Consider the following 25,045-nt stretch of genomic DNA (forward strand, 5'->3'; position numbering starts at 1 on the left):
GACATTTTTGTAATCTATACCTAATCAGAGAATTAAAAAGTTATTATGATCCTAATTAATTCTATCGGGTTTTTTATAAATGAGAATCTTATTAGTTGAAGATGAACAAAAAACTGGTGATTACCTTAAACAGGGCCTTTCTGAAGCTGGCTATATTACTGACTGGGTTACAGATGGATTAACAGGAAAACATCATGCTCTTTCTGAAGATTATGACCTTATCATTCTAGATGTAATGTTACCTAAGTTGGACGGCTGGAATATAATTAATGATATTCGAAAAAGCGGTAAAAGCATGCCTATTCTTTTTCTTTCAGCCCGAGATCAAATTGATGATCGAGTGAAAGGGTTAGAATTAGGGGCTGATGATTATCTTGTCAAGCCTTTTGCTTTTGCAGAGCTACTGGCTCGAATTAAGAGCTTACTCCGTCGGGGACAACAAAAAGAAGATAGCAACTTAATCACTATTGCAGACCTTGAACTTGATTTACGTAAACGTCGTGTTACTCGTGCAGGGCAACGTATTGACCTAACAGCCAAAGAGTTTGCATTGATGGAATTATTTATGCGTAGACGTGGAGAAATTCTACCTCGTGCTTTAATTGCTTCTCAAATATGGGATATGAATTTTGATAGTGATACCAATGTAGTCGAAGTCGCCATTAAACGTTTAAGAAATAAAATAGATAACAACTTCACCCCTAAGTTAATTCAAAACATCCGGGGGATGGGATATGTCTTAGAGGTAGAAGATGACTCATAAATTGTTTAATGCAATTAGCATCCGTATTGCAATTATCTTTTCTCTATCAACTGTCATCATTTTATTGATTATGGGGCTGGTCATTCATCAACTTGTTATGCATCATTTTGAAACTCAGGACCGGACCCAGTTAGAAGGAAAAATTCAGCTTTTAGAAAATTTACTTGAACAGAACCCTACAAATACCCATGAATTAAATACATATTTAAAAGATGCTTTAGTAGGTCATCATGATCTGATTGTTCAAATAGAACGTCCAACAGGCCAAATTATTTTTAGTTCTGCACCAGCAGTCATAAAGACGCAAACGTTAGTCAAATCTAAACATGCTCCTTGGATAGAATGGGAAATTCAAAAAAAAATCTATCGGGGCTTAGTTTATAAAAAGTCCTTTAATAATATTAGTATTCCATCAGCTCAAATTATTGTGGGGATCGATACATCTGAACATCAGCACTTTTTAAATGATTTTAGACGACAGTTATTATACATCGGTGTTGTAGGTACAATTTGTTTAATGTTTTTAGGTTGGTTTGCCGCTTGGAGAGGATTACGGCCAGTTCAAAAAATGGCAAAAGTTGCAGAAGGTATCTCGGCTCAGCATCTTTCTGAGCGATTAGAAGTAGACAGTACTCCAACTGAACTGAAATCATTAGCCATCGCATTCAACGATATGTTAGACCGGCTAGAAACAGCGGTAGGGAAACTCTCGGATTTTTCATCTGATCTAGCTCATGAGATCAGAACACCTATTAATAATTTGATGACGCAAACCCAGGTTTGTTTATCACGTAGTCGAGATATTAGTACCTATCAAGAAATTCTATTTTCCAATTTGGAAGAGTTTGAACGTTTAGCTCGAATGGTATCCGATATGCTCTTTCTCGCAAAAGCAGAACATGGCCTACATAAAGCGAATTTACAGCAAGTGAATTTAGTCAAAGAAGTCTCAGCATTATTTGATTTTTATGATGCAATTGCTGCTGAAAAAGGAATGTCACTCAAGCAAACTGGCCAAGGTTACGTTGAGGGCGATCCTTCAATGTTACGTCGTGCACTTAGTAATTTACTATCAAACTCTATTAGGTATGGCAAACCAAATTCGGTAATCAAAATTCAGTTTCAAAAAAATATAGATACCACTATATTCACAATTGAGAATGAAAGTTCACCCTTAACATCTGAGCAGTTGAGCCGATTATTTGATCGTTTTTATCGTACAGATGCATCAAGACAACGAGTTGAGGAAGGCACCGGACTAGGTTTAGCCATTACAAAGTCAATTCTTGATGTCCATGGCGCAACAATTCAAGCAGACTATAATAACGGACGTATAATTTTTAAAATTATTTTTAAAAATTAATTATTTATCCTAATAAAAACCTGGCTACTTATTACAAATGGTTAAAATAATAAGTAGTCAGGCAATGATCTGTTTTATTTTCGTAGCCGTAAAGCATTACCAATAACCGAAGCTGAACTTAGGCTCATTGCGAGCGCTGCAATCATAGGAGAAAGTAACCATCCAGTAAATGGGTATAAAATACCAGCAGCCAAAGGGATACCTAACGCATTATAAAGAAACGCAAACATCAGGTTTTGCTTCATATTCTTAATAGTTGCCTCCGACAAGGTACGGGCTATTTCAATACCGCGTAAATCACCCTTTACCAAAGTAACTTGAGCACTATTCATTGCGACATCTGTTCCTGTCCCCATTGCAATTCCGATGTCAGCCTGCGCTAAAGCCGGGGCATCGTTAATTCCGTCACCAGCCATTGCTACGATTCTTCCTTCTTTTTGTAATTTCTTAACTAATTCTAATTTATCTGCGGGTTTTACTTCTCCATAAACTTCATCGATACCTAAACGGCTACCAACTGATTTCGCTGTTGTTAAGCCATCGCCTGTAGCCATTACGATTCTTAAACCGGAATTTTTTAATGAATGCAAAGCTTCAGGTGTACTTGCTTTGATTGGATCTGAAACAGCTATCAAACCTATCAGTTTCCCATCCACAGCTAAATGCATAACACTTGCACCTTCAGCTCTTAACTTCTCAGCATCATTGATAAATGCATCAACAGATATACCAAGTTGTTCCATTAATGCGGTATTACCTAGAGATAACTGATGTCCATTTAACTCACCCTTAACGCCAATACCAGACCCTGACTCAAAAGATGTCGGTTTCGATAGTGCAAGATCTCTTTCCCGGGCAGCACGTACAATTGCATCGGCTAAAGGATGTTCACTTCCTTGATCCAGACTAGCTGCTAATCGAAGAATCTCGTTATCTTCATATCCAGAAAGAGGGATAATCTTATCAAATGTAGGTTGGCCTTCGGTTAAGGTTCCTGTCTTATCAATAATTAACGTATCAATCTTCCGTAAATTTTCTATAGCTGCAGCATCACGAAAAAGTACACCATTTGATGCACCACGACCGGTTGCCACCATGATTGACATAGGCGTCGCTAATCCTAAAGCACATGGGCAAGCAATAATTAAAACTGCGACAGCATTGATTAGCCCATAAACCCAACTCGGCTCTGGTCCGAATATTCCCCAACCCAAAAATGTAAGTATAGAAATACCAATAACCACCATAACAAACCATCCTGCTACCTGATCTGCCATTCTTTGCATTGGAGCTTTAGAACGTTGAGCTTGCGACACCATTTGTACGATCTGAGAGAGTACAGTTGATGACCCAACCTTTTCTGAACGCATCACTAATGAACCATTCATATTCATAGTTGCGCCAATCACCTGGTCTCCCACACGTTTTGTAACTGGTACAGGTTCTCCAGTTAACATCGACTCATCAATAGAACTTGAACCTTCAGTAACTATTCCATCAACAGGTACCTTTTCACCTGGTCGTACTCTAAGCAAATCTCCAACGTGTACATGGGAAAGAGGAATATCTTCTTCTCTACCATCGTCATTTACTTTTCTGGCAGTTTTCGGCGCCAACCCAAGCAAAGATTTAATCGCGGCCGAAGTTTGCGAGCGAGCTTTTAATTCAAGCACTTGACCTAACAATGTTAGTGAAATGATAGCGTCAGTAGCTTCAAAATATACTGCAACACGCCCCATAGATATAAAAGAGTCAGGGAATACTTGCGGTGCCAAAGTTCCAACGAGACTGTATATAAATGCTGCACCGGTCCCAATCCCAATTAAAGTCCACATATTCGGACTACGATTTAAAATTGATTGCCAACATCTAACAAAAAATGGCCATCCCGCCCAAAAAACTATTGGCAAGGTAAGAAGAAGTTCAATCCAGGTTTGTACTTTAATTTCAAACCAGTTTAATTTATGACCAAACATCGCCAAGGTTATTACGACAACGGTCAAAGGTAACGTGTACCAAAATCTTCTTTTAAAGTCCTTGAGTTCAGGATTTTCATCAGCCTCATCTAAATTTGGAAGTAAAGGCTCTAATGTCATACCGCAAATTGGACAGTTTCCAGGTTGATTCTGTCGAATCTCCGGATGCATGGGACATGTATAAATTGTTGAAGTATTTACATGAGCTGAATTAGTAATTTCATTTGAATCTACTTCAGCTCTATTCATTGATTTTTTAGTTGGAGAAGATTTACCCTCTTCATTAATATAAAACAAAGGATCATTTTCAAACTTTAACTTGCATTTTTCACTGCAAAAGTAAAACGTTTTACTGTCAATTTTTTCATAGAATTTAGAAGCCTGCGTTACGGCCATTCCACAGACAGGGTCAATAAGTCTATTGCTAGTATTCTTATCTTCATGATGATGGTCCATAGAACCTCCTTCATATTAATTCTCAAAACAAAGAGCTCATTAGGATTAAACTAATTTTTCGTTTTCCGGTCATTTAGTGACCATTATTTTCAATAAAGTCAGTGTAACACTTGTGTGTTTTCAATTTTAAAAATGACAAAAATGTAATTTTGGAGTCATCAAGACGTTTCTATCTGTCTTGAATAATAAGCATACGAAGAGTGATGACCAACTCAATCTATTCATGAACGTCAACGGGTCATTACTTAGCTATGTATCAGTTTTAGAAGGATGATGAAATGAAAATTTTCCAAAATAAAGTATCAGTTCTACGCAATGTATTAGTTGGTGCAACTATGGTTGTAGCTGCTTCAAGTGCGTTTGCACATGTAAAACTTGAAAGTGCAACACCTGCTATTAATGCTTCTGTAGCAAGTCAACCCCAAAACATAACTTTAAATTTTGGTGAAGAGGTTATGTTAATGAACGTCAAATTGCTTGATGCCCAACGTAAGGATATCCCATTAAATTATAAAATAACTCATGATATGAAAAAGTCATTTGAAGTGGCCGTACCTAAACTTAAGAAAGGTAAATATACCGTGGTATGGACCACAATGGGTGCAGATGGCCATAACATGAATGGCGAATATAATTTCACGCTTAAAGCAGCAAAATAAAATAAAAACGAAGTTAGTAAACATGCCAGCAATTTGCTGGCATGTCGCTATAACGATGGAGAAAAATATGCTTCCTGAAACTTGGATATACGCAACATGGCTGGCTAAAGTCGTTTTATATTTAGGTATTGCATTTGTTGTTGGTGGTGCTTTCTGTTATTTCTTACTTGGTCGTTATGTAGAAATTAAACAGACTATTCTGAAGTACATAACTATTGGTGCAGGACTGGGTTTAATATCCAGTATTCTTGGCTTCTTCCTTCTCATTGGAAGTTTTGCCAATACAGGTCTTTCTGGCATGTGGGATAGCAACTACATAAACATTTTAATAAATACTCCCACAGGGCACGTTCATATTATTCGATCAATTAGTTTTGCTTTTCTACTTCTATTGATGATCATAAAACTTAGTAAAGGAACTATTCAGGTTTCAAAAATTGAAGGAGTAATATTTCTCATACTTTTAACTCCTATTGTTTTTAGTTTTTCTCAACTTGGTCATGTTACAAATTTACCTTTATTCGCACAATTTTTATTATCAATCCATGTACTTGTAATGTCTTTATGGATGGGATCACTTTATCCTTTATGGAGAACAAGTAAAAAAATTACTGGTCTTCCCTTGAAAGAACGCATGCATCTGTTTGGAAGAATTGCTGCTTTTGTGGTAGGAATATTACTTGCATGTGGTGCCAGTATTGCTCTATTACTCATTAAAGATTTCAATATTCTACTGAATACTCCTTATGGGCATGGATTCATTATTAAAATAATATTTGTTTTAAGTATTTTATTATTGGCTGCCTTTAATAAATGGTATTTTACTCCTCGTTTACAGGATCCAAAATTTGCAAAACAATTGGGTTATGCCATTTTATTTGAAATGTCATTAGGTCTAATGATCCTTTTAATGACAGGATATATTACAACTGTAGTGGGAATTGATTAAATAGGTATATAGTAATTTAAAAAAGTAAAATGAAAAAAATTATCTGATTCTGCTTGATTTCATCATTGGTTCAATCCTTGATATTTTTTCTAACTCCATAAGCTTTACTATTGTAAGTAGAGTGTAGTGTAAGACTGTAGAGTCTCAGATCTTTTAAAATATAGGGGTAAAATTACTTACCCCATAATCTGCCCATGTTTTTATAAATTAATTACATGATTTTCTGTAATTCATGTATAAATAAACTTAAACAAATAATCATAACTTATACAACCATTCTTAGTGCCTGTTCCAGCCCGCGTTGTTTAAGGTTGGCTCCTACCCCAAACCATGCTGAATCTAATCGGTGATCTTTTGAGATCGCACGTCGCTCATGATCAACAAACTCGGTAATACTACAAAGCAGTCCATACGCCGTATCTTTAGCTGAAGCTAACTCGGCACCACGACCATGCCCGTTAAACATGGTCATGACCTTAGACATCGCACGTCCATTTGGCTCAGTTTTATTGTCGGTTTTGGATGAGTTGATTTGTTTAGGCGTAGCTACATTACGGTAGAACTGAATGATACTTTCATCTTGTTCAGCAATATTCAGGTTTGTATTATTGAACACTGCATCGAAGTAAGCTGCTGCTTCCTGCTGGGTGACTTTACGCTGGCTGAGCTGCTTCATTTCATACATGTGCTCGTCCCATGCATGAACCGAAATACCCAATTGCTGTTTAATCTTTTCAGCATCAAACTTGGTACTGTGTGGAACTTTCACCACACCTGCACTACTATTCTGCCCACGTAAGGCAATCGCTAAGGTGTTATTACACACCACACGTACACTTGTAAATTGCGCCGTGGTGGCTAATGTCCCATCACATGCTGTTGCCAGAAGGATATAACCATTACTCACATCCTTTCCTTTCAGTGCTGTTGATTGTCCAGTCGTAGCCAGTGCCCAGAACTTACGACCACCTTTCAATACCCCTGCTGTTTCCAGTTCAAAGCCTGATTGTTCTGTCAGGTCTTTATAGAAGTTTAATATCTCCATCGGTTGCACCTCCTGATAACGCTGACTTACCACTGATAGCGGCGCATGAGTATCTGAACGATAAAGGACTCTCTGATCTTCATACGGCATGATGATGTTTTGTCCACGTTCATTTTTTGTCATATAGCTGACATTGGATGATTCAATTCGCCAATCCATCCCTGCTTGTTGTGCCCATACTTCTAAAGGTTGATTTCTAGTGAGTTGATTGCCCAAACCATGCCAAGGGGTTTGACCTACAAAAGCCATTGTTTCAACTTGATGTGCCATGATGTTTTTCCTATTAAGTGATTTAAATAATTTGATTAAGAGTTTGGGATGAAGTTAAGAAAAGCTTGATTGCTGGATTTCAAAATGTTGCAGACACTGCTCACACTGATAATGCAAGGACACTGTATTGTCTTGATGCTGGACGTAGAGCAGAAACATGCCCCCTACAACTAAACCAACAAAGCCACCGACTAGTGGGTGAATAGGACTACGTTTTGACAATTGCATACAGGCTGCTGCCAGAGACATGGGGGAGAATGATGAAAGTTTTGCAAATACACCTTGATGGCTTTGTTCTGACTGCCGTAGTAATTTCAGATGTCTCGAATGGCAGTAAGGACATTGATGCATAGTCGTCTCCTCTCAATAAAAGGCATAAAAAAAACCACAAGCAAATGCTTGTGGTTTGATTGAGCTTTATGTCGTTTTAGATTAAGTCAAATTAACGAGTTACTTTTGGAGTCGCTAAACCTTTCTTGCTACAAGGTTGGATACTTTCAATATATTGACCATCTCCAGTGTCTTTAAAGAAACCATGTTTTGATTTGATTTCTAAACATTGCCCCTTCTTAAAAGGTTTAACTTGTGGAACGACTTTAGCTGGTATAGCGTAGCTATTTAAAATGACTTCGCCTTTAGTAGTTGGAAATACAACTGACTCTTCGCCGTAATAGACATTGGCTTTAAGTGTAATCTGCTCAGTTTTAGCAAAAGCAATAGAACTGAGTGAAAGACTTAAAATTCCACATGCGATAAGTTTGATTGGGTTCATGGTATTTTCTCTGATTAAGTAAAGTAATAATTAAACGAATGCTACAGACCAGCTTTAATTAGTGACCAAAGCATGGCTGGTATCCTTCGTGAAGGACTTGATTGCTGTTCTTATCCCAACTCACCACATACCAAGTACATTGGTAACGGTCAGAGTCCCATGCAGTACGATAGGTCATGGTATTACCTTGCTGGCTCCATCCTTCAACTCGTTTACTCACCTGATCTGGACTTGAGCGGCCCCATACATTCATGAGATGTGACGCTAACATTTGATCAATATTCGGGATGGTTGACTTTAAATCAGCTGGAGCAGATTTGATTGGCTTTAATCCATAGCGAGAAGCATTGGAACTTAAGGTTTTCCCTTCATGGTACTCACCATCAACTTCTGAACTGAGATTACCTAGACTTGTATCTTGTGCTTTTGCCTGATCAACCGCGGCTATTGCCCCCGCAACAACCTCATCTTCAGCTTGTGAATGAGCAGATTCTGATTCCGGGTTTTCCACCATACTTTCAATTCCAGTGAAACCTGATTCAACGGGTTCCGATGCTGCTTGTGTTGTGGCAGATTGATTTTGTACCTTAGATTGTTCTAAAGCGAGTTGTGCTAACTGAAGTTCAGTTTGTCGTTTTTGATGTTGATTAAATAAAATACCGCCTGCAATTAACACCGCCATCATGACTACAGTTAACAACCAATATAACGGTGGTATCTTTTTAGTTGAGTTAGTGCTGTTCTTTATCATATTCATATCATTACCTTGAAATAGAGGATATACGGCGCTTTAGGGCTGCCTTCATTGGGGTAATATGTAAGTAAAAATTCTTTATTTTCAGTTATTGTCCAAATAGCTCTTTAATAGAGTCCGTGCTTCATTCAGTTGCTGTGCTTGGCTTTCAATGAGCTGACGAACAGACTCTGGAAGGTTCTGATATTTATCCGGATGGAACTCAGCCATCTTTTTCCGGTAAGCAGCTTGAAGGGTTTGCTCACACAATACTTCAGACTGAATTTCAAGAAGTTTGCAGGCCTGTAGTTGTTCCTTAGTCAGATAAGAAACTTTTTTCTGATCTATTTCCTCTGCCAGACATTGATAGATAATTTTGACGAGGTCAGGAAGAACTGCCTTAGAGACATTAGCTACACGGCACAAATGGGTCATGAAAAGATCAGCCTGATTCTGCTCAACCTGACCCAGTGCCATGGCGTAGACCAGTTGTTCGATCATCTCCGTACGAAGTTTATAAGCCAGCACATCTTTCAGTTCTGCAAAGCGATGCAATAATTCTTCATAATCGAAGTTTGGTTTTTGATTCATTAGTTGTTCAACATACTGATGTACTGCTTGATTATTCAATTTAGAAAAATGACTGGATAGCGCTTCTTTCGACTGAGCATTCCATTGACCCACAGTAAATGTAATAAAATAAGCAAACAGATCAACAATCACCTTCAGTTCTGCATCAATCTGTGGTGGAGCTTGGTAGGTCTCTGTTTGTCCCTGACAGACTTCATTTAGAAATGAAGCCAATGTTCGTACTGTTCCCTTATCCAATTGGTTAAAGGTCAAAGTTTCCATCCGATTCAGTACGATGCCATGATTAATGACGCCAATATCTGCCTCGACATGATGAATACTTTTAAAGAGATAAACCGCTTCATCTCCAAAGCTTTCTTTATAAAAGAGTCCTGTCGCCGTCACACAAAGTCCAGCTTTAGCACTGCCAAATACCGTATCGTCAATTAGCATAAGGATTTCATCTGGATGAATTCCTTGAGGGAGATAACTCATAGCCCCTTGCAATTTTTTATAAGGAATAGCGGGTGCAAAATAAATATTGTCACTCGCTCTTAACATCAACATCCAACGGCTTTTCTGGAGTGATTCTCTCGATATGATTGTCATGGCAACTTCCCCAATTTAGCGACTAAAACAACCAACGTAGAAAATCAGCAGGCCAAACAAGTGCCCGACCCAAAGAATATGAACCAGAATAAATAGGGTACTGCCAAATCAAATACAGCCAATAACCAATCACAATGGTGAAATAAAGGCCAATCAATGGATGTTTCATTGTAAATTCCTCATTTTTTTAGGTAAGCCTATCCAACCCACTGCTCTATGGCAGCAGGTGAGATCAAAAGACAAACTAAGATTTAATGTGAATACGAGCTCTAAAGTTTATGTGCACATTGCTGACCAGACTTAAAAGACACCTCTTCGAAATCCTCTGGCATCCTGACTTGCATCATGCCAATCGCCTCCAGCTTTTCTTCACCATAATGTTCTTCCATCCTGTCGTAGAAGCAGGAACAGAAACTGCGACTTCCTCCCGTATTCCTACAGCTTTGTTTCATACCCTTTTCGAAATCAGAAGAACAACCAGTAACCAACAAAATACTGACACCTACCAAACCCATCAAAATTTTATTTTTCATCATTTTATCCAGTGACGTCGTCATGGAGCTTAGGCTTTTTTAGGCAACACGAAGCCTTGCCATGGTGTAGCTCACATGACATTTTTTTAAGTAAATTTTTAGACGAAAAGATCTAAAGCTTGAGAAACTAGAAGTTCATCAAATCCTATTAAAACTAATCAGGCGTTATAAAAAGAATATGCATAGCCAACTCCTTTATATTGGGAGTTCTGCCAAAGCATTAGAGAATTATGGTGGCAGAACGAGAAAGGGTTGACAGACCGGATTGGATTGACACCAGCACACTCGAAAGTGTCCCTCTCCCGTCCTACCGCAACGGGAGGAGACGAGATGTACCCTCAAAATTATTCCTCAGAAGGAATAACTCTGATGCAACCCAATAAAACGGTCTGTCAAAACCGACTGGCAATGTGGCCAGCAAGCAAAGGATAATGTGCAATATTTAAGGTGTCAATGATCTATCGACTAAGTCGTAAAGTGATTGTTATTGTTTTTCATTAGATTAATTCTTTAAACTAACCATTAGGTAAATTTAAGGATGATTCAGTGTTTCGGTTAAAGTGTCTTGGTGGTCCACTGTATGGACAAGAATATTCTCATGCTCAGGATGAGTTTATTTTTAAAGACAAACAGACAGGAAAGCAGACGCGTTATCGAAAGCAGGCTTTAAACTTCACCCCACCCCAAGAGTTCTTTATAGCAGAGTCAATTTCTACAACCGTAGCCTACAATCTTGCATTGCAATTAATGAAACGCTATTGAGACCTTTTAGTAATACAAAGACATACTATTAACTAACCAATAATAAGTGATTTTCTAGCACTTGATTCAGTCCATAATAAATTTATAATCCAGTAGAATGCTTCACAGTACTACAAGTTTAGTCCAACAATTATAACTCTAAGCTACATTTTGATTTTGACTACTTTTCACCCAAAACATCGCAAGTCGGTACAGAATCATCATAAGTCGGTACATAAATGGAGTGCAGTTTAACACCTAACACCCCTCTACAAATGCTCATAATTCACTCTCAAGTTAAGCTAAATCATTTTTAAATTATAAGTAGTTACGACTTATAATATATGCACTTCTTTTAAAATGAATAAGTGAACTTGATTACATGGCAACTTCAGCTAAAAAAAATGCTAAGGCTAAACAAGAAACCACATCTACGAGTAACATCAAAAAACTTATTGGCTTAATTGACCAACTTGAAGAACATATTATTAAAAGACATAAATTTCCCTATGGTTTGCCATCAGCCTATGCCGAACACTACAAAGCTTATTTACCCGAACAAATGGAACCTATCAGTGAAGAAATGACGGATAATGACCGAAAGTGGTTTTATGAACAGCTTGATCAAGGCTTATTAAAAGAATCGCCAGAACAAAAGGCTCTCCGTCAACAGGCATGGAGATTACCCCCACCATTACTTCGAGGTAAATCGGAAATTTACATCTACATTCCCGAAGAGGACCGACTTGCCCGACACTATAGCGAAATCGCGACTGAAATTCGTAAATTCAAAAACTTGGTATCAACTAAAACCAGAATATTCAAAAAAACAGCACAACAAGCTGAGAAACATTTTGAAGAAGCATTTCGTCTCTACTCCAAACATTATGATTGTTCTTTCTATATCTACACGCTACCAGAAGATATCTATAAACAGATTAGGCAATCTCAATTAGCCCGAAACAGCCATAAAAAATCCCAGAGGGTAAAAAAAACTTACCTCTCACTTGTTCAACGTTTTATTACCAGTAATCAAAAAACTTACTCAAGTATGGATACGGTTCTAGGAGCCATTGAGCAGCAAGCTATCTCAAAAATTCCAGAATACCTCACTCAAGAATACAATGCTGAAATAGAACATTGTTTACGAAAAAAAGAAGAAGCTGAATATTTTCTTTTTGCAGCTCGAAATGATCTATCTACAGCTGAAGTCAAAGAAATTGAAGAATATGGTAAAAAAACTGTAATCATACAAGCTCAGAACCGTGATCAACCCCTAACTTCTTTTGCAGGTCGCCCTATCGAACGTTATAAGGAAATAAGAGTATTTTATCAGAAAAAGATTTCTGCCTTAGAAACTCAAAAAAGTAAAATTAGAACCGACGATCAGAGAATGAAGTTACTGAATAGCGCTAAATCTTGGTTAAAGGAAAGCGAGCCAAGCCTATATGATGCGCTGAACATTTTTATAGAAAAGAAAGGTAGAAAACTTTAGAATTCCCCTCCCACCCCAATAAAAATCCGATCACTCACATAATTTATTTAGAGCCTGTTAGTTCTACACTGACATGCTCTTAAAAAAAATTAATAAATTTTTAAAAGAGTAATAATTACAATGAAATTTCTATATTTTAAAGATTTTAAATACATATATATCAGTAGCTTAAATAAATTGTTCGCAGATTTTTAGAGGGTGCTTAATTTTTTTCTAGAATTTCCCTTATGCAATCAAGCATACAAAACTTGCTACATAAGGAACCAATATGACCAACTCAAACCTAAGCCAGCAACACATCAAATTAATAAGTACATTCAATTGGAAGCTTAGCAATTTACGGGTGTGGGTCACCCGAAGAATAGCTCAACGAAGCCATTTAAATGCTGCATAACGCAGGACATCACAACTTTTAAAAAGTCCTCGTATTACCGTCATTTTTTGGTAGAGCATTCTCGAAGTAAAGTGCAATCGGCTTTTCGGTTTAAATACAATTGTAATAAGTAATATTAGATATATGTAATTAATCTACTAGATACTTATTGTCATAAGCAGTGTGCCTTAGCAAATACTGCTTATAGATTAGATTGATTTAATTGTGTATCCATTTGAGATGAATACACTCCAGATAGATTAGCCAATATCCACTCTACGCCTACCCTAATGGACATTTCTAAACGATGTCCATAGGGAGAGCATTTACCTCATGACGCCTGATACGTAATTAATTATTTGTATGTAGGTATACTATGAAATCTCTGAACAACACAGCTAAACCAATTCTTCCACCTATCGCACAGTTCTCAGTTGCAGATAGAGATGCATTCCTAGAACAGCTCAAGGAAGATTTTTCAACTCATGAGTACATGACAGAAAACGGTAAGATTAAAATATTCAAAACGAGTATAAACCCTGAAGTTGAAAAAATGCTCAGTCGTGTTGAGTTCATCAAGTATTTTGAGAAAGAGCGCCCAATCGCTACTCTTAAATCTGTTCAAAGTTTTAAGGGCAAAGAGCAACTACGTGTTGAATATGCGAAGGATATTCCACTTTTGCTTAAGTGCCAGCTTACAACAATCTTTGTGTCTGCTCACTCTGGCAATTACAAGATGGGCATAGAGTTACAGGCCTTTAAGGATTCATTCTTAGAACTTTCAAAGGAAGAACAATATACCCTTTATGAATTTTCTCTGATCAATCAGTGTTACACATCTGAACAGGCTCAGGCTTATGTTGCAGCTTTAATTAAATTTCAGAAGTTGTTTGCAATAAGAATGAGCAGTGCCTCAATTCGTAAACAACTTTCGAATCGTGCTAGTAATCGACGCCGTTCTAAAGAGCGTTGTGTTGAGCTTGTAGAGACTCTACTCAAGATCCATTCTCGAATCCTTGTTGTTCGAGTAGACCTAGGATTAATACGCGATCCAGCTAAGCTTCAACAGCTTGCTATCTCAACTGATTTTGCTCAGACTGAACATGATAGTGAGTTTATGCAAGAGTCTTTTATTCGGTTCTATGATGCATCTAAGCATAATCAGCTTAAGCAAGCGCTCGGGTATATCCTGCGTATTGAACACACCCCAACCAAGGGATTCCATGGACATCTTTATTACTTCTTCAATGCCAATGACCATCGTGAGGACATCACGTGGGGGCAATATATTGCTGAGAAATGGAGGGTTGCTACAAACAATCTTGGGACTGCTTTTATCTGCAATATGAAGAAAGATGAGTACCGCTATCGTGCCTTAGGCATTTTGGAGTATACCGACCATGAAATGCTTAAGAATCTCAAGGCTACGTTTGACTACATATGCAAAAATGATCAGTACTTCGCCTTTACTAATGGAGAACAAATTCGGAGCTTCCGAACAAGCCAAATACCAAAAGTTCCTGCTACCAAACTTGGCCGTCCACGCAAGTTCGAGCAACTTAACCTACTAGACTCTGATCAGTCAGATGATGCTCAAGTAGGAGGACAGTAACATGACTAAGTACGCATCAGATGCTTTACTTGCAGCTACACATTCGTCATGCAGCATTCAACCTATTTGGGCTTACGATCTGATTGGTTCTGAGAAGTCAGCAAAAGCTCTTGGGAGATCAAAAACTACAAGCATGTTTGCAAAACAAAATTCTCAAAATAGTAATCAGGCATTATCTCTCAGTAAACCTGTTGAGTTGATTAGATCAGCATATCCATTAGTGACAGGCTCCCCTGTCACTAATGGGATGTTATCTGTTCGGCTAAAGCCAGAGAACGAATTGTTTATTCAGTTTATTAAACATATGGGGCCTATGCTTAATGGGGGGATTTACTGCCATGATCAGTATTTTTCTAATCAAATTACGGGCTACCAATATATGCTCAACACTAGGCAGTTTAATGAGGATTTAACAGCTTGGAATACAGAACAAATTCGTGCTGAAGAGTTATTTGATTCGACAATGAAGGTTCTATTCAAAGACTACGCAGGCTTCGAAACACATGAGCTATATTTGCCAATGCTATTTACGCTTTCAGCGAATACTCCAATATATTCAAAACAACAATATTTAGATCAGCAGAAGAAAGAGATGATCGCCATTTTCTTTAATGAAGGTGGTAATAATGAAATTATTGCCGTATTTTCGAAATGGGAACTTACACCCCAAGGACAATTAGCACTCAGACTGGTGTTTTTACTGGAACGCCAGTTCATAGATGATCCTGTTGGTTCTTCTGATGAAAATGCTTTCATTGCTTTACGAGGTAATCTGGAAGGCCTATTTAATTGCAAAGCATATCCTGTATCTATGCCATTAAACGGGTTTATGCAAACTAATCATTTTTTTAAAAGTGATCCAAGGTGCAAAGATCTTATTAAGCTGCTCAAAACGTACCTAGTAGGCAGTGATGCAGTCCTTCGAATTTGGGATACACAGTCCAATTTTGATGTGTTGTATTCCAAGTTTAAAACTAACTAGTTAAAAGGCTATTTCACAATGGGTGCATTCCAGTTAAACACAGCTGATTACCTATTTATGAAATATCGCTCTATGACTGTCGAATTAATGAGTGTAGTACAAGACTATTATCCTCACTTAAGCAAGGCAGAGGCGCTAAGAAAGGCAAATAATCAAGAATTTCCTTTCTCTGTCTTTAAAATAGATTCAAGCAAACGCGCACCATTTCTGGTGCACGTTAAAGACTTGGCTGATATCTTAGATAAGAAGTATTCTGAAGCTGCTAAAGACTTTGCTACGTTTCATCAATGAGGCGTAGCACCTCTTCCAATTGAATTACATTACGTCTTGACTTCACAGAAACATAACGTTGTAAGCTCCCCCAAGAATCATGCAAACTTACTTTCTGAATTTCAGGAATAGTAAAACTTTGTTCTGCAAGCCTCGTACATCCTTCATGCCTCAAATCATGAAAATGTAAATCTTCAATTCCCAATATTTTACATGCTTCACGAAACTCTTTTCCTATGCTTTTTGGGTTCAGAGGCAATAAAAGTTGTTCATCATATCCTAATCGAAGCATACGACTCCGCACTTCATTATCTAATAAAAGTTCAATTATTGTTTTACAAGGTTCCAACACGTCAAAAGACTTGTGATTACCTTTAGAACCGTTCGGATTTTTCAAATCATGAACTTTCCATGATGAATGGTAAGAATCATAATCTTGCAGCCATAAGCGTGTTAACTCTGCTTCACGTCTGCATGAAAAAATTGCGAACCAAATAATTAAATGCATTGGATACTTAGTACCATATTTATTTAATTTCCAACGCTCAGCAAAAAGTTTTGTTAAAGCAATTAACTCTTCATTTGTAGGAAGTCTATCTCTCACTTTGCTAGAGGAGATTTGGCGAGTTTTTCTAAGCTGTGCCGTAGCTTTATCGAAGCTACTTAAATCAACTTCCATGCCCCACATAACAGATGCATGAGATAGAACACCTCTAATATGTAAAAGCTCATGCTGCTGTGTACTTGTTGCAATAGGGTCTAAACCAAGATTCGGCACGCCTCTCCGTCTTAGAGCAACATGCTCAGCCAAATGTATTGAATGTATTTTTGTGATAATATTGCGCGCGATTGGCAACTTCTTAATTAAGAGTAGAGAATAGCGTTTCGTCCTACCGTACTCGCTCCCAACTTCATCCAAATATTTATCTATGGCATCTGACAAAGTTAGATCAATCAGTTGTTCTTTGCCAAGTAAAATGTCTGGATTTTCTTGAATCTCAACTTCTCTTTTTTTAAGCCAGTTTTCTGCCACTTTTTTTGAATGAAATGTTTTGCTTTCAGAATAAGCTGGATAACCTTTTTTGTTGATCCGGATAGCAGCTCGGTAACTAACACTTCCATCTGCACCTTTTCTGGCAGTAATTGACCCCATAAATTTACACCATGAACCATTTTCTCCATTATGGTGTAAATTTTGGTGTAAATGCAAACTGATTAACGCAGCTAAATATGAGTTCCCACAGATTCAAACAGGTTGCAAAACACTGATTAAAGGTATGATTTTTAATGACTATTAATAAAACCATTGAAACTATTAAATCTCCAAGAATCAGTGTAGCCCCAATGATGGACTGGACTACAAAGGACTACCGATTCTTTGCACGCTTGTTTAACCCAAACGTTGTGCTATACACCGAAATGGTGACTACAGGCGCGATTTTATTTGGCGATGCAAAACGTCATTTAGACTATAACCCTCAAGAACACCCAATCGTATTACAACTTGGTGGTTCAAACCCACAAGAGCTTGCCACTTGCACAAAAATGGCTGAAGACTGGGGCTACGACGAAGTCAACCTGAATGTAGGCTGCCCAAGTGACCGCGTACAGAACAATAAAATCGGCGCATGTTTAATGGCAGAGCCAGACTTGGTTGCTGAGTGCATTCACAGCATGCAAAAAGCAGTAAAGATTCCTGTAACAGTCAAACACCGTATTGGTATCGATGACATGCAGTCTTACGAAGAAATGCTACATTTCGTAGATACTGTCGCTGCAACAGGTTGTACTTATTTTGTTGTGCATGCCCGTATTGCTATTTTGAAAGGTTTGTCTCCAAAAGAAAATCGAGAAGTTCCTCCTTTACGCTACGAAGATGTATACCGCTTAAAGCAAGAACGTCCGCACCTAACCATTGAAATTAACGGCGGAATTAAAACTTTTGCCGAAACTCAAGCTCATTTACAACATGTTGATGGTGTCATGATTGGCCGTGAAGCCTACCATAACCCTTACCTACTTGCTGAGCTCGGCCAACTTTGGAATTTAGAAGCACCAGATCGATTCGATATTATGGAACAAATGCTGCCTTATATTGAGCAACGCATGGCTGAAGGTGCCCCCCTTTCAATCATTACACGTCATATTTTAGGTTTATTCCAAAACTTACCGGGTGCTCGTAAATGGCGTCAGGCGCTAAGTGGCGGAAACGCAAAAACTTTAGCTGATGTTGAAAATGCAATTCAGAACATGCGAGCAGCTATGATTCGCACTGAAGAGTATGTAAAAGAGCAGCAGGTTTAAGTTGACAACGACTTCTTAAATTGTAAGAAAATGTGGCATTTTAAATCAGAGACTTAGATTTTGAGTATATTCGCAAATGTTGGAACAAAATATTCAAATTTAAGCTCTGATTAGTTATTTATTTACAATGATATCAATAATTTAAATTTCACTATTTTTGACCACCTCTTTTACTAAGTAGATTTTCGCTCCAAGGCAGACACCTCTGGAAAAAAGATACGTTATTACATAACATACACAAAACTTTTAAGATACGCCTATTAGTATCTCTGAACGCCACAGGTAGGTGGTGATTTTTTTAATATGGATATGGGTAGCACGGTAGAGATTTCACGATGATTATTTATGACGGACAAGTAGCTGATAATTACATGTATCAGGATTCAAATCAGGCAGCCATTGTTGTATCGCACAGCGCACCAAGCCTCCCTTATCCTTTCACCATGAAACCCAATAATCATCAAACTCAAACTTCAACCAACCCACCGATCGATGTAGAAAAGTTTGTAGAAAAATTAGAAAGCGTTACTTCTAGACGCAGTAAAGCTAGATGCGCACGTAGTATCCGTCTTGCACTCGAATCTGCTGGTGCTAATGTTGAAAACCATCCAATCGCAGCTTCAGATTGGGGCGATACTCTCAAAAAGATTGGCTATAAACAAATTGATCCAGCCTTCGACGAACCTCAAGAAGGTGACATTTACATCATTCACAGAACCCGCAACCACGTTTATGGACACATCGCAGGATATACTGGAAGTGAGTGGGTTTCTGACTTCAAACAAAGTAGTTATGATGTCTATAAAGACGATAATGTTACTTATACTTATTATAGATTAGCTGCCTAATCAATTTCCTAAAATTGAAAAATTTGATGAATGCGTTCGGCACAATGTTGAATTATTTCATCATGATCTTTTCTATAAACCAAAACTACTTCCGAAAGTGATAGCTGATCGGTTAAAGGCAATAGTTTTACCTGAGCAGGCAAGATCTGCTGAAATTCTTTAGGCACAATACTTACACCAACATTTGCAGCTACAAGTTGTAACTGTGAAATCTTACGCGACTGAATTGGAGCTTTTTGTGGGGTAAATCCTGCGGCTAAACATAGATTTGAGACCAAATAGCTTAATCCACCTCTTTTAGAATGGGGTGTAGAAACAAAGTATTCTTCTTTTAAATCTTTGACTTCGACCTTCTCTTTATTTGCAAATTTAGCATGATCAATCTGCACGGCCACCATTAAAGGTTCTTCATATAATTTAATAACATTGACGTCATCTAGTGTATGCCGAACTGGCGGTCTAATTAAACCAATATCAATCTCCCCATTCAGTAAAGCCAAAATTTGATGCTCAGATGACAACGTGTTTATCTCAAAGTTAATTTTTTGCGTTAAGCTAATTTCTTTTAATATCTGAACCTTTTTATCATCCATAATAATACTGCTCGAATGAGCAATTTTAATCTGACGATTTTTTCCTTCTGCAATATTCTTAGAAACTCCAATGATCTCATTTAAATAATGCATATTATCTTTAATTTTTTTATAGAAGACCTCTCCTGCCGCCGTGAGTTTTACTTTCTTATCAGTACGATCAAATAACTGAAAATCAATTTCTTCCTCTAATAGCTTCATTTGCCGACTTAAAGCAGACTGAGCAATGAATAATTTCTCTGAAGCAGCGGTAAAGCTCCCTTCTTCAACAATTTTTATAAAATATTGGAATTGTTTTAATGTGAGCATAACCATCTCAAAATTAGATTATTAGGTCTATTTTATATATTAGATTAGATAGATAGCCTTCGCTAGAATTTTATCAAGACCATTCAATTGATTGAATTATTCATGAAGTATTTAAAAGGGTTTGTCATTTTCACCGTTGTTGTTCTAATTTTATGGTGCTTTAAATTTTATGATCAGCAGTTACCCACACAACCCAAACAAGACAACATAGAGCTGTATGATTAAATAATAGTTTCTCTCAAAAATAAAAAGGCATGCACTTACATAAGCACATGCCTTTTCAATATTTAAATTAGGCTTTCTTTAAATCAAGCTTTTTCAAAACTTCAGCCACAGCAATCATAGCAAAGCTTGAAGTCACCACTACCGCTGAACCATAGCCACCACAACGTAATCCCGCCGATGGGCAAATATCTGCACTAGAAAATGGATTATCGATTGAATAAATACAGGTAATACCAAATTTCTCTTTTGGCTTTTTACAAATACCTCGAGCACGAAGCTGGCTACGGAGCTTCGCTAACATTGGATCTTGTTCTGTTTTTGATAAATCAGCTACGCGGATTTTAAGGGGATCGATCTTACCACCTGCTCCGCCTGAAACAATCAAAGGAATTTTATTAAAACGACAATGAAGCATCAAAGCCAATTTTGCTTTAACGTCATCGATGCAGTCCAAAACAATGTCTGGTACAGGGTTTAAAAGCTCTGTGACATTTTCAGGCGTTAAAAAGTCATCAATAATATTAACTTTAATACGTGGGTTAATTTGGCGGCAACGTTCCGCCATAATTTCAACTTTTTCACAGCCCAAAGTTGATGTCATCGCAGGTAGCTGACGGTTTACATTTGATGCTGCAACCACATCCATATCGACTAATGTAATCTCACCAATACCTGTACGCGCTAAAGCTTCTACCGCCCAACTGCCGACACCACCAATACCAATCACCATCACATGACTTTTTTCATAGTGCTGGAACGATGAATCACCATAAACTTTGGCTACACCTGCAAAACGGCGGTCATATTCATCTTGTTGGAGATCGGTCATTGCTACTCTTTGGGGATATAAAACACGGGAGGTATTTTACCTCAATCAATTGGTATCGCATATCTTTTACGATATTATGAGTGGGAAAAGCTCCTTAGAACTTATTAATAATGAATCAAGAATTTAATCAAAAAATTATCTTATGTATTCCTGGTATTTGGGAAAATCATCAAGCTCTATTACATGCCCTACTTGTTAATGAAACTGGATATATTTATGCGGGCTCAATTATTAAATCTTTAACAAACGAATATTACGCTGAAGTTGAAGAATATGAAAATGATCCGAATGTCAGTGAGGTTTTTAGATCATTTAGTCTAGGTCGTTTTTCTGAAAGCGAATTAAAAAAAATTGAACAACATAATATGGTTATTTATGTTGTTTGTGATGGAGGATCAATAGAGTTAGCACAACAAGCTCTGTTATTAGGTCAGACCCTCATGAAAGCAGGTGGCTTAGCAATTAAAGTTGAGACTTCGGGTCTTACACACCTTAAAAGCGATTGGCTTAGCTATAACGCTGAAAATATATTAGATCTATTTAAAGCCTTTATCCCTATTATTTCTGATGATAATTTACTCTACTCTTGTGGAATGCAGCAATTCGGCAAACCAGATGGATGTATAAACCTAAAGGTAGATCAAGCATCCTATATTTTGAATAACTTCTTGTTATATCTTCTTATAGAAAACCCAGAGTTATTAGAAAATCAAACTTTTTCGGCTGATGAAGAATCAGAACCACTAAAGCTTTCCCTAAAAGCATCTAGCGATTTTTTTGATGTAGATTCACTATATTTTAATCCATTCGATGTTTGGGTACTGACGTCATCATTTAGCTGGAAGAAATTATTTAAATTTAGTTAGATTTTCATAAAAAGAAACCCCATATTTTACGGGGTTTCTTTTTTAACTAACCAGCAATCAAATTCCGAAGTACATAATGCAAAATACCACCCGCCTTAAAGTACTCGACCTCATTTAACGTATCAATTCGACATAACACATTAAAATGGCTCGCTACTCCATTTGGTCCTTTAACATCAACTTCAAGAATTTGATGAGGCTGAACGCCATCAGACAAACCTCGAATTGATATCACCTCATGACCAGTTAAGTTGAGAGATTGTCGAGTTTGTCCATCAATAAACTGTAATGGCAACACGCCCATACCTACCAAGTTTGAACGGTGAATACGCTCAAAACTTTCAGCAATGACAGCTTTTACACCTAACAAGTTCGTTCCTTTAGCAGCCCAGTCACGTGAAGAACCCGTTCCGTATTCTTTACCAGCAATAATCACAAGCGGTGTATGTTCTTGTTGGTAACGCATTGCTGCATCATAAATAGCGAGCTTTTCACCACTTGGCACATGAATGGTATTACCACCCTCTTCACCACCAAGCATTTCGTTCTTAATACGAATGTTGGCAAAAGTACCTCGCATCATGACTTCATGATTACCGCGTCGAGAACCATAGGAGTTAAAGTCTTTTGGCTCAACACCTTGCTCTTGTAAGTATCGACCTGCTGGGCTGTCTTTTTTGATATTACCAGCCGGTGAAATATGGTCAGTCGTTACCGAGTCACCAAGCACTGCCAAAATACGCGCCTGTTCAATATTTTTAATTGGTTTTGGTGGCTCACCAATTCCTTCAAAGAATGGCGGATGGCGGATATAAGTCGAATCATCCGCCCATTCATAAGTTTTACTTTTCGGAATCTGAATGGATTGCCAGCTTTCATCACCATCAAACACCGCAGCATATTCTTTATGGAACATCTCTGTATTTACTTTCTGTAAGACAGCATCAATTTCTGCCTGACTTGGCCAGATATCTTTTAAATAGACAGGTTGTCCATCTTTACCTTGCCCAATAGGTTGCGTAGTCAAATCGGTACGAATATTACCAACTAAACCATATGCCACTACCAAAGGTGGCGAAGCAAGCCAGTTTGTTTTAACTAATGGATGTACGCGTCCTTCAAAGTTACGGTTACCAGAAAGTACTGATGCAACATTTAAATCATGGCATTGAATTGCATCTTCCACTGGCTCCGGTAGTGGACCTGAGTTACCAATACAAGTTGTACAACCATATCCCACCAAGTTATAGCCCAACTCATCTAAATACGGCGTAAGTCCAGCAGCCAGCAAATAGTCAGTCACGACTTTAGAACCTGGTGCAAGAGAGCTTTTCACCCACGGTTTACGCTGCAAACCTTTTTCAATCGCTTTTTTAGCAAGTAAACCTGCTGCTAGCATTACACTTGGGTTAGAAGTATTGGTACAAGAGGTAATTGCCGAAATAACAACATCACCATGATTTAATGGATAAGTTTTTCCTTCAATCACGCAAGAAGGACTTTCATGTTGGATATTTGCTTTTTTTGCCTCGACAGCAGTGCCGCCACCGCCTTCATTTTCTAAACGCTCTTTAGCTTCTTTGGCTGGTTTTAAAGTTAACTCCATAAGGGCATTAAAGGTTTTCGGCACCTCTGATAAAAGCACTCGATCTTGTGGACGTTTTGGTCCTGCTAGACTTGCCTGAACCGTACTCATATCAAGGCTTAAAGTATCGGTGAAAACAGGTTCATCACCCGCATTACGCCATAAACCTTGCGCTTTGCTATACGCTTCGACTAGTTCAATACGATCACTTTGACGGCCAGTTAATTTCAAATAACCCAAAGTCACTTCATCAATCGGGAAGAAACCACAAGTCGCACCATACTCTGGTGCCATGTTGGCAATGGTCGCTCGGTCAGCCAGTGGTAAATCGGCTAAACCATCTCCATAGAACTCTACAAATTTACCCACTACCCCTTTCTGACGAAGCATTTGAGTAATGGTCAGCACCAAATCAGTTGCCGTAATCCCTTCTGGTAATTTTCCTGTGAGTTTAAAACCAATGACCTCAGGAATAAGCATCGAAATCGGTTGGCCCAACATAGCCGCTTCGGCCTCAATTCCGCCCACACCCCAACCTAAAACACCTAAACCATTAATCATGGTGGTATGTGAGTCTGTACCCACTAAGGTGTCAGGGAAAGCAAAGGTTTGTCCATTATCTTCACCTAGCCACACCGCTTGAGCCAAATATTCTAAATTGACCTGATGGCAAATCCCCGTACCCGGTGGCACTACACTAAAGTTATTAAATGCAGACTGTCCCCAACGTAAAAATTGATATCGCTCACCATTACGCTGCATCTCGATTTGTACGTTTTCTTCAAACGCCTGATCATCGGCAAAATAATCAACCATGACAGAGTGGTCAATGACTAAGTCTACAGGAGATAATGGATTAATTTTTTCAGGGTCACCACCCGCTTGCGCCATCGCTGCTCGCATTGCAGCTAAATCAACCACTGCAGGCACACCCGTAAAATCTTGCATTAAAACCCTTGCAGGTCGATATTGAATTTCTTGATCTGAGGTGCGGTTTTTTAGCCATTCTGCTAAAGCATGGATGTGTTCCGTTTTAACGCTATGCTGATCTTCAAACCGTAATAAGTTTTCCAATAATACTTTTAAAGATTTCGGCAGTTTGGCAATATCCCCTAGCGTTTTCTCTGCTTGGGCTAAGCTAAAAATCTGATAATTGCTGGAACCTACTGTTAGCGTCTGTAAAGCATTAAAACTATTGATATTGCTATACTTAGCCATTGGGTTATCCTCCCACGTCTGGCAATGTTATTTTTCACGTTTTTACATGTTGTTTTCTTACTTTAAGCTTCTTTTTTAATCGCTGTGTTTTGTTTTA

At 38.0% G+C, this 25,045-nt stretch carries 25 protein-coding genes; 13 read left to right on the forward strand and 12 right to left on the reverse strand.

Annotated elements, in window-relative coordinates; genetic code table 11:
- Nucleotides 1-79 precede the first annotated feature (79 nt).
- Nucleotides 80-763: a heavy metal response regulator transcription factor gene (locus WBW42_RS00075; protein WP_032007070.1), complete on the forward strand. Its 684-nt coding sequence runs from the start codon at nucleotides 80-82 to the stop codon at nucleotides 761-763.
- Nucleotides 753-2,126, forward strand: coding sequence for a heavy metal sensor histidine kinase (locus tag WBW42_RS00080; protein ID WP_004637554.1), 1,374 nt, complete (start codon nucleotides 753-755; stop codon nucleotides 2,124-2,126). Before WBW42_RS00075 ends, WBW42_RS00080 begins: the two co-directional genes overlap by 11 nt.
- A gap of 74 nt (nucleotides 2,127-2,200) precedes the next feature.
- On the opposite strand, the gene WBW42_RS00085 is transcribed toward WBW42_RS00080, so the two are convergent.
- Nucleotides 2,201-4,558, reverse strand: coding sequence for a heavy metal translocating P-type ATPase (locus tag WBW42_RS00085; protein ID WP_032007069.1), 2,358 nt, complete (start codon nucleotides 4,556-4,558; stop codon nucleotides 2,201-2,203).
- A gap of 278 nt (nucleotides 4,559-4,836) precedes the next feature.
- On the opposite strand from WBW42_RS00085, the gene WBW42_RS00090 reads away from it, so the two are divergent.
- Both WBW42_RS00090 and WBW42_RS00095 read left to right on the forward strand, forming a co-directional pair.
- Nucleotides 4,837-5,217 carry a copper resistance CopC family protein gene (locus WBW42_RS00090; RefSeq protein WP_000689223.1) on the forward strand — a complete coding sequence of 127 codons (381 nt, stop codon included), beginning with the start codon at nucleotides 4,837-4,839 and terminating at the stop codon, nucleotides 5,215-5,217.
- 67 nt (nucleotides 5,218-5,284) lie between these two features.
- Entirely contained in the window at nucleotides 5,285-6,166 is an 882-nt protein-coding gene (locus WBW42_RS00095) for a CopD family protein (RefSeq protein ID WP_005079068.1), read from the forward strand.
- Between the two features lie 265 nt (nucleotides 6,167-6,431).
- Here the strand turns inward: WBW42_RS00095 and WBW42_RS00100 are convergent, their stop codons facing one another.
- The 7 genes from WBW42_RS00100 to WBW42_RS00130 all read right to left on the reverse strand — a co-directional run bounded on the left by WBW42_RS00100 (nucleotide 6,432) and on the right by WBW42_RS00130 (nucleotide 10,698).
- On the reverse strand, nucleotides 6,432-7,481 hold the full coding sequence (locus WBW42_RS00100; protein WP_000951143.1) for a DUF932 domain-containing protein: 1,050 nt from the start codon (nucleotides 7,479-7,481) through the stop codon (nucleotides 6,432-6,434).
- Nucleotides 7,482-7,535: 54 nt separating this feature from the next.
- On the reverse strand, nucleotides 7,536-7,832 hold the full coding sequence (locus WBW42_RS00105; RefSeq protein ID WP_000553831.1) for a hypothetical protein: 297 nt from the start codon (nucleotides 7,830-7,832) through the stop codon (nucleotides 7,536-7,538).
- 91 nt (nucleotides 7,833-7,923) lie between these two features.
- Nucleotides 7,924-8,253 (reverse strand): hypothetical protein, encoded by a 330-nt coding sequence (locus tag WBW42_RS00110; RefSeq protein ID WP_001068164.1) that lies wholly within the window; start codon nucleotides 8,251-8,253, stop codon nucleotides 7,924-7,926.
- A gap of 58 nt (nucleotides 8,254-8,311) precedes the next feature.
- A complete protein-coding gene (locus WBW42_RS00115; RefSeq protein ID WP_001985473.1) occupies nucleotides 8,312-9,010 on the reverse strand; it encodes a hypothetical protein in 699 nt (232 codons plus the stop codon).
- A gap of 81 nt (nucleotides 9,011-9,091) precedes the next feature.
- Nucleotides 9,092-10,117 carry a J domain-containing protein gene (locus WBW42_RS00120; RefSeq protein WP_025465554.1) on the reverse strand — a complete coding sequence of 342 codons (1,026 nt, stop codon included), beginning with the start codon at nucleotides 10,115-10,117 and terminating at the stop codon, nucleotides 9,092-9,094.
- A 70-nt stretch (nucleotides 10,118-10,187) separates the two neighbouring features.
- Nucleotides 10,188-10,334 (reverse strand): hypothetical protein, encoded by a 147-nt coding sequence (locus tag WBW42_RS00125; protein ID WP_000682545.1) that lies wholly within the window; start codon nucleotides 10,332-10,334, stop codon nucleotides 10,188-10,190.
- 100 nt (nucleotides 10,335-10,434) lie between these two features.
- Nucleotides 10,435-10,698, reverse strand: a complete 264-nt coding sequence (locus WBW42_RS00130; RefSeq protein ID WP_000790976.1) for a hypothetical protein — start codon at nucleotides 10,696-10,698, stop codon at nucleotides 10,435-10,437.
- A gap of 546 nt (nucleotides 10,699-11,244) precedes the next feature.
- On the opposite strand from WBW42_RS00130, the gene WBW42_RS00135 reads away from it, so the two are divergent.
- The 5 genes from WBW42_RS00135 to WBW42_RS00155 all read left to right on the forward strand — a co-directional run bounded on the left by WBW42_RS00135 (nucleotide 11,245) and on the right by WBW42_RS00155 (nucleotide 16,192).
- The gene (locus WBW42_RS00135) at nucleotides 11,245-11,460 is read left to right on the forward strand and encodes a hypothetical protein (protein ID WP_000489165.1); all 216 of its coding nucleotides are present in this window, start codon (nucleotides 11,245-11,247) and stop codon (nucleotides 11,458-11,460) included.
- 361 nt (nucleotides 11,461-11,821) lie between these two features.
- The gene (locus WBW42_RS00140) at nucleotides 11,822-12,934 is read left to right on the forward strand and encodes a hypothetical protein (protein WP_032005556.1); all 1,113 of its coding nucleotides are present in this window, start codon (nucleotides 11,822-11,824) and stop codon (nucleotides 12,932-12,934) included.
- 749 nt (nucleotides 12,935-13,683) lie between these two features.
- Nucleotides 13,684-14,919, forward strand: coding sequence for a YagK/YfjJ domain-containing protein (locus WBW42_RS00145; RefSeq protein WP_032005558.1), 1,236 nt, complete (start codon nucleotides 13,684-13,686; stop codon nucleotides 14,917-14,919).
- A gap of 1 nt (nucleotide 14,920) precedes the next feature.
- Nucleotides 14,921-15,901 carry a hypothetical protein gene (locus WBW42_RS00150; protein ID WP_005079078.1) on the forward strand — a complete coding sequence of 327 codons (981 nt, stop codon included), beginning with the start codon at nucleotides 14,921-14,923 and terminating at the stop codon, nucleotides 15,899-15,901.
- 18 nt (nucleotides 15,902-15,919) lie between these two features.
- Complete coding sequence (locus WBW42_RS00155) at nucleotides 15,920-16,192, forward strand: pyocin activator PrtN family protein (protein ID WP_004738135.1); 273 nt, start codon at nucleotides 15,920-15,922, stop codon at nucleotides 16,190-16,192.
- Here WBW42_RS00155 and WBW42_RS00160 read toward each other — a convergent pair.
- Nucleotides 16,176-17,324, reverse strand: coding sequence for a tyrosine-type recombinase/integrase (locus WBW42_RS00160; RefSeq protein ID WP_004738134.1), 1,149 nt, complete (start codon nucleotides 17,322-17,324; stop codon nucleotides 16,176-16,178). The two genes, WBW42_RS00155 and WBW42_RS00160, sit on opposite strands and share 17 nt — an antisense overlap.
- Nucleotides 17,325-17,458: 134 nt before the next feature.
- Between WBW42_RS00160 and dusA the strand changes: the two genes are divergently transcribed.
- A complete protein-coding gene (gene dusA, locus WBW42_RS00165) occupies nucleotides 17,459-18,475 on the forward strand; it encodes a tRNA dihydrouridine(20/20a) synthase DusA (RefSeq protein WP_032056185.1) in 1,017 nt (338 codons plus the stop codon).
- A gap of 335 nt (nucleotides 18,476-18,810) precedes the next feature.
- The gene (locus WBW42_RS00170) at nucleotides 18,811-19,323 is read left to right on the forward strand and encodes a hypothetical protein (RefSeq protein WP_017482054.1); all 513 of its coding nucleotides are present in this window, start codon (nucleotides 18,811-18,813) and stop codon (nucleotides 19,321-19,323) included.
- An 8-nt stretch (nucleotides 19,324-19,331) separates the two neighbouring features.
- Here WBW42_RS00170 and WBW42_RS00175 read toward each other — a convergent pair whose 3' ends face one another.
- Nucleotides 19,332-20,231, reverse strand: coding sequence for a LysR family transcriptional regulator (locus WBW42_RS00175; RefSeq protein ID WP_080612974.1), 900 nt, complete (start codon nucleotides 20,229-20,231; stop codon nucleotides 19,332-19,334).
- Between the two features lie 96 nt (nucleotides 20,232-20,327).
- Between WBW42_RS00175 and WBW42_RS00180 the strand changes: the two genes are divergently transcribed.
- Nucleotides 20,328-20,450 carry a hypothetical protein gene (locus WBW42_RS00180; RefSeq protein WP_080612973.1) on the forward strand — a complete coding sequence of 41 codons (123 nt, stop codon included), beginning with the start codon at nucleotides 20,328-20,330 and terminating at the stop codon, nucleotides 20,448-20,450.
- A gap of 67 nt (nucleotides 20,451-20,517) precedes the next feature.
- On the opposite strand, the gene WBW42_RS00185 is transcribed toward WBW42_RS00180, so the two are convergent.
- Nucleotides 20,518-21,279: a tRNA threonylcarbamoyladenosine dehydratase gene (locus tag WBW42_RS00185; RefSeq protein WP_017482052.1), complete on the reverse strand. Its 762-nt coding sequence runs from the start codon at nucleotides 21,277-21,279 to the stop codon at nucleotides 20,518-20,520.
- Nucleotides 21,280-21,389: 110 nt separating this feature from the next.
- Here WBW42_RS00185 and WBW42_RS00190 point away from each other — a divergent pair, with 110 nt between their 5' ends.
- Nucleotides 21,390-22,145 carry a DUF4261 domain-containing protein gene (locus WBW42_RS00190; RefSeq protein ID WP_032056187.1) on the forward strand — a complete coding sequence of 252 codons (756 nt, stop codon included), beginning with the start codon at nucleotides 21,390-21,392 and terminating at the stop codon, nucleotides 22,143-22,145.
- A gap of 46 nt (nucleotides 22,146-22,191) precedes the next feature.
- Here the strand turns inward: WBW42_RS00190 and acnA are convergent, their stop codons facing one another.
- Nucleotides 22,192-24,948: an aconitate hydratase AcnA gene (gene acnA / locus WBW42_RS00195; protein WP_032056189.1), complete on the reverse strand. Its 2,757-nt coding sequence runs from the start codon at nucleotides 24,946-24,948 to the stop codon at nucleotides 22,192-22,194.
- Nucleotides 24,949-25,045: the final 97 nt, after the last annotated feature.

The sequence above is a fragment of the Acinetobacter sp. LT1 genome, from assembly GCF_059800965.1.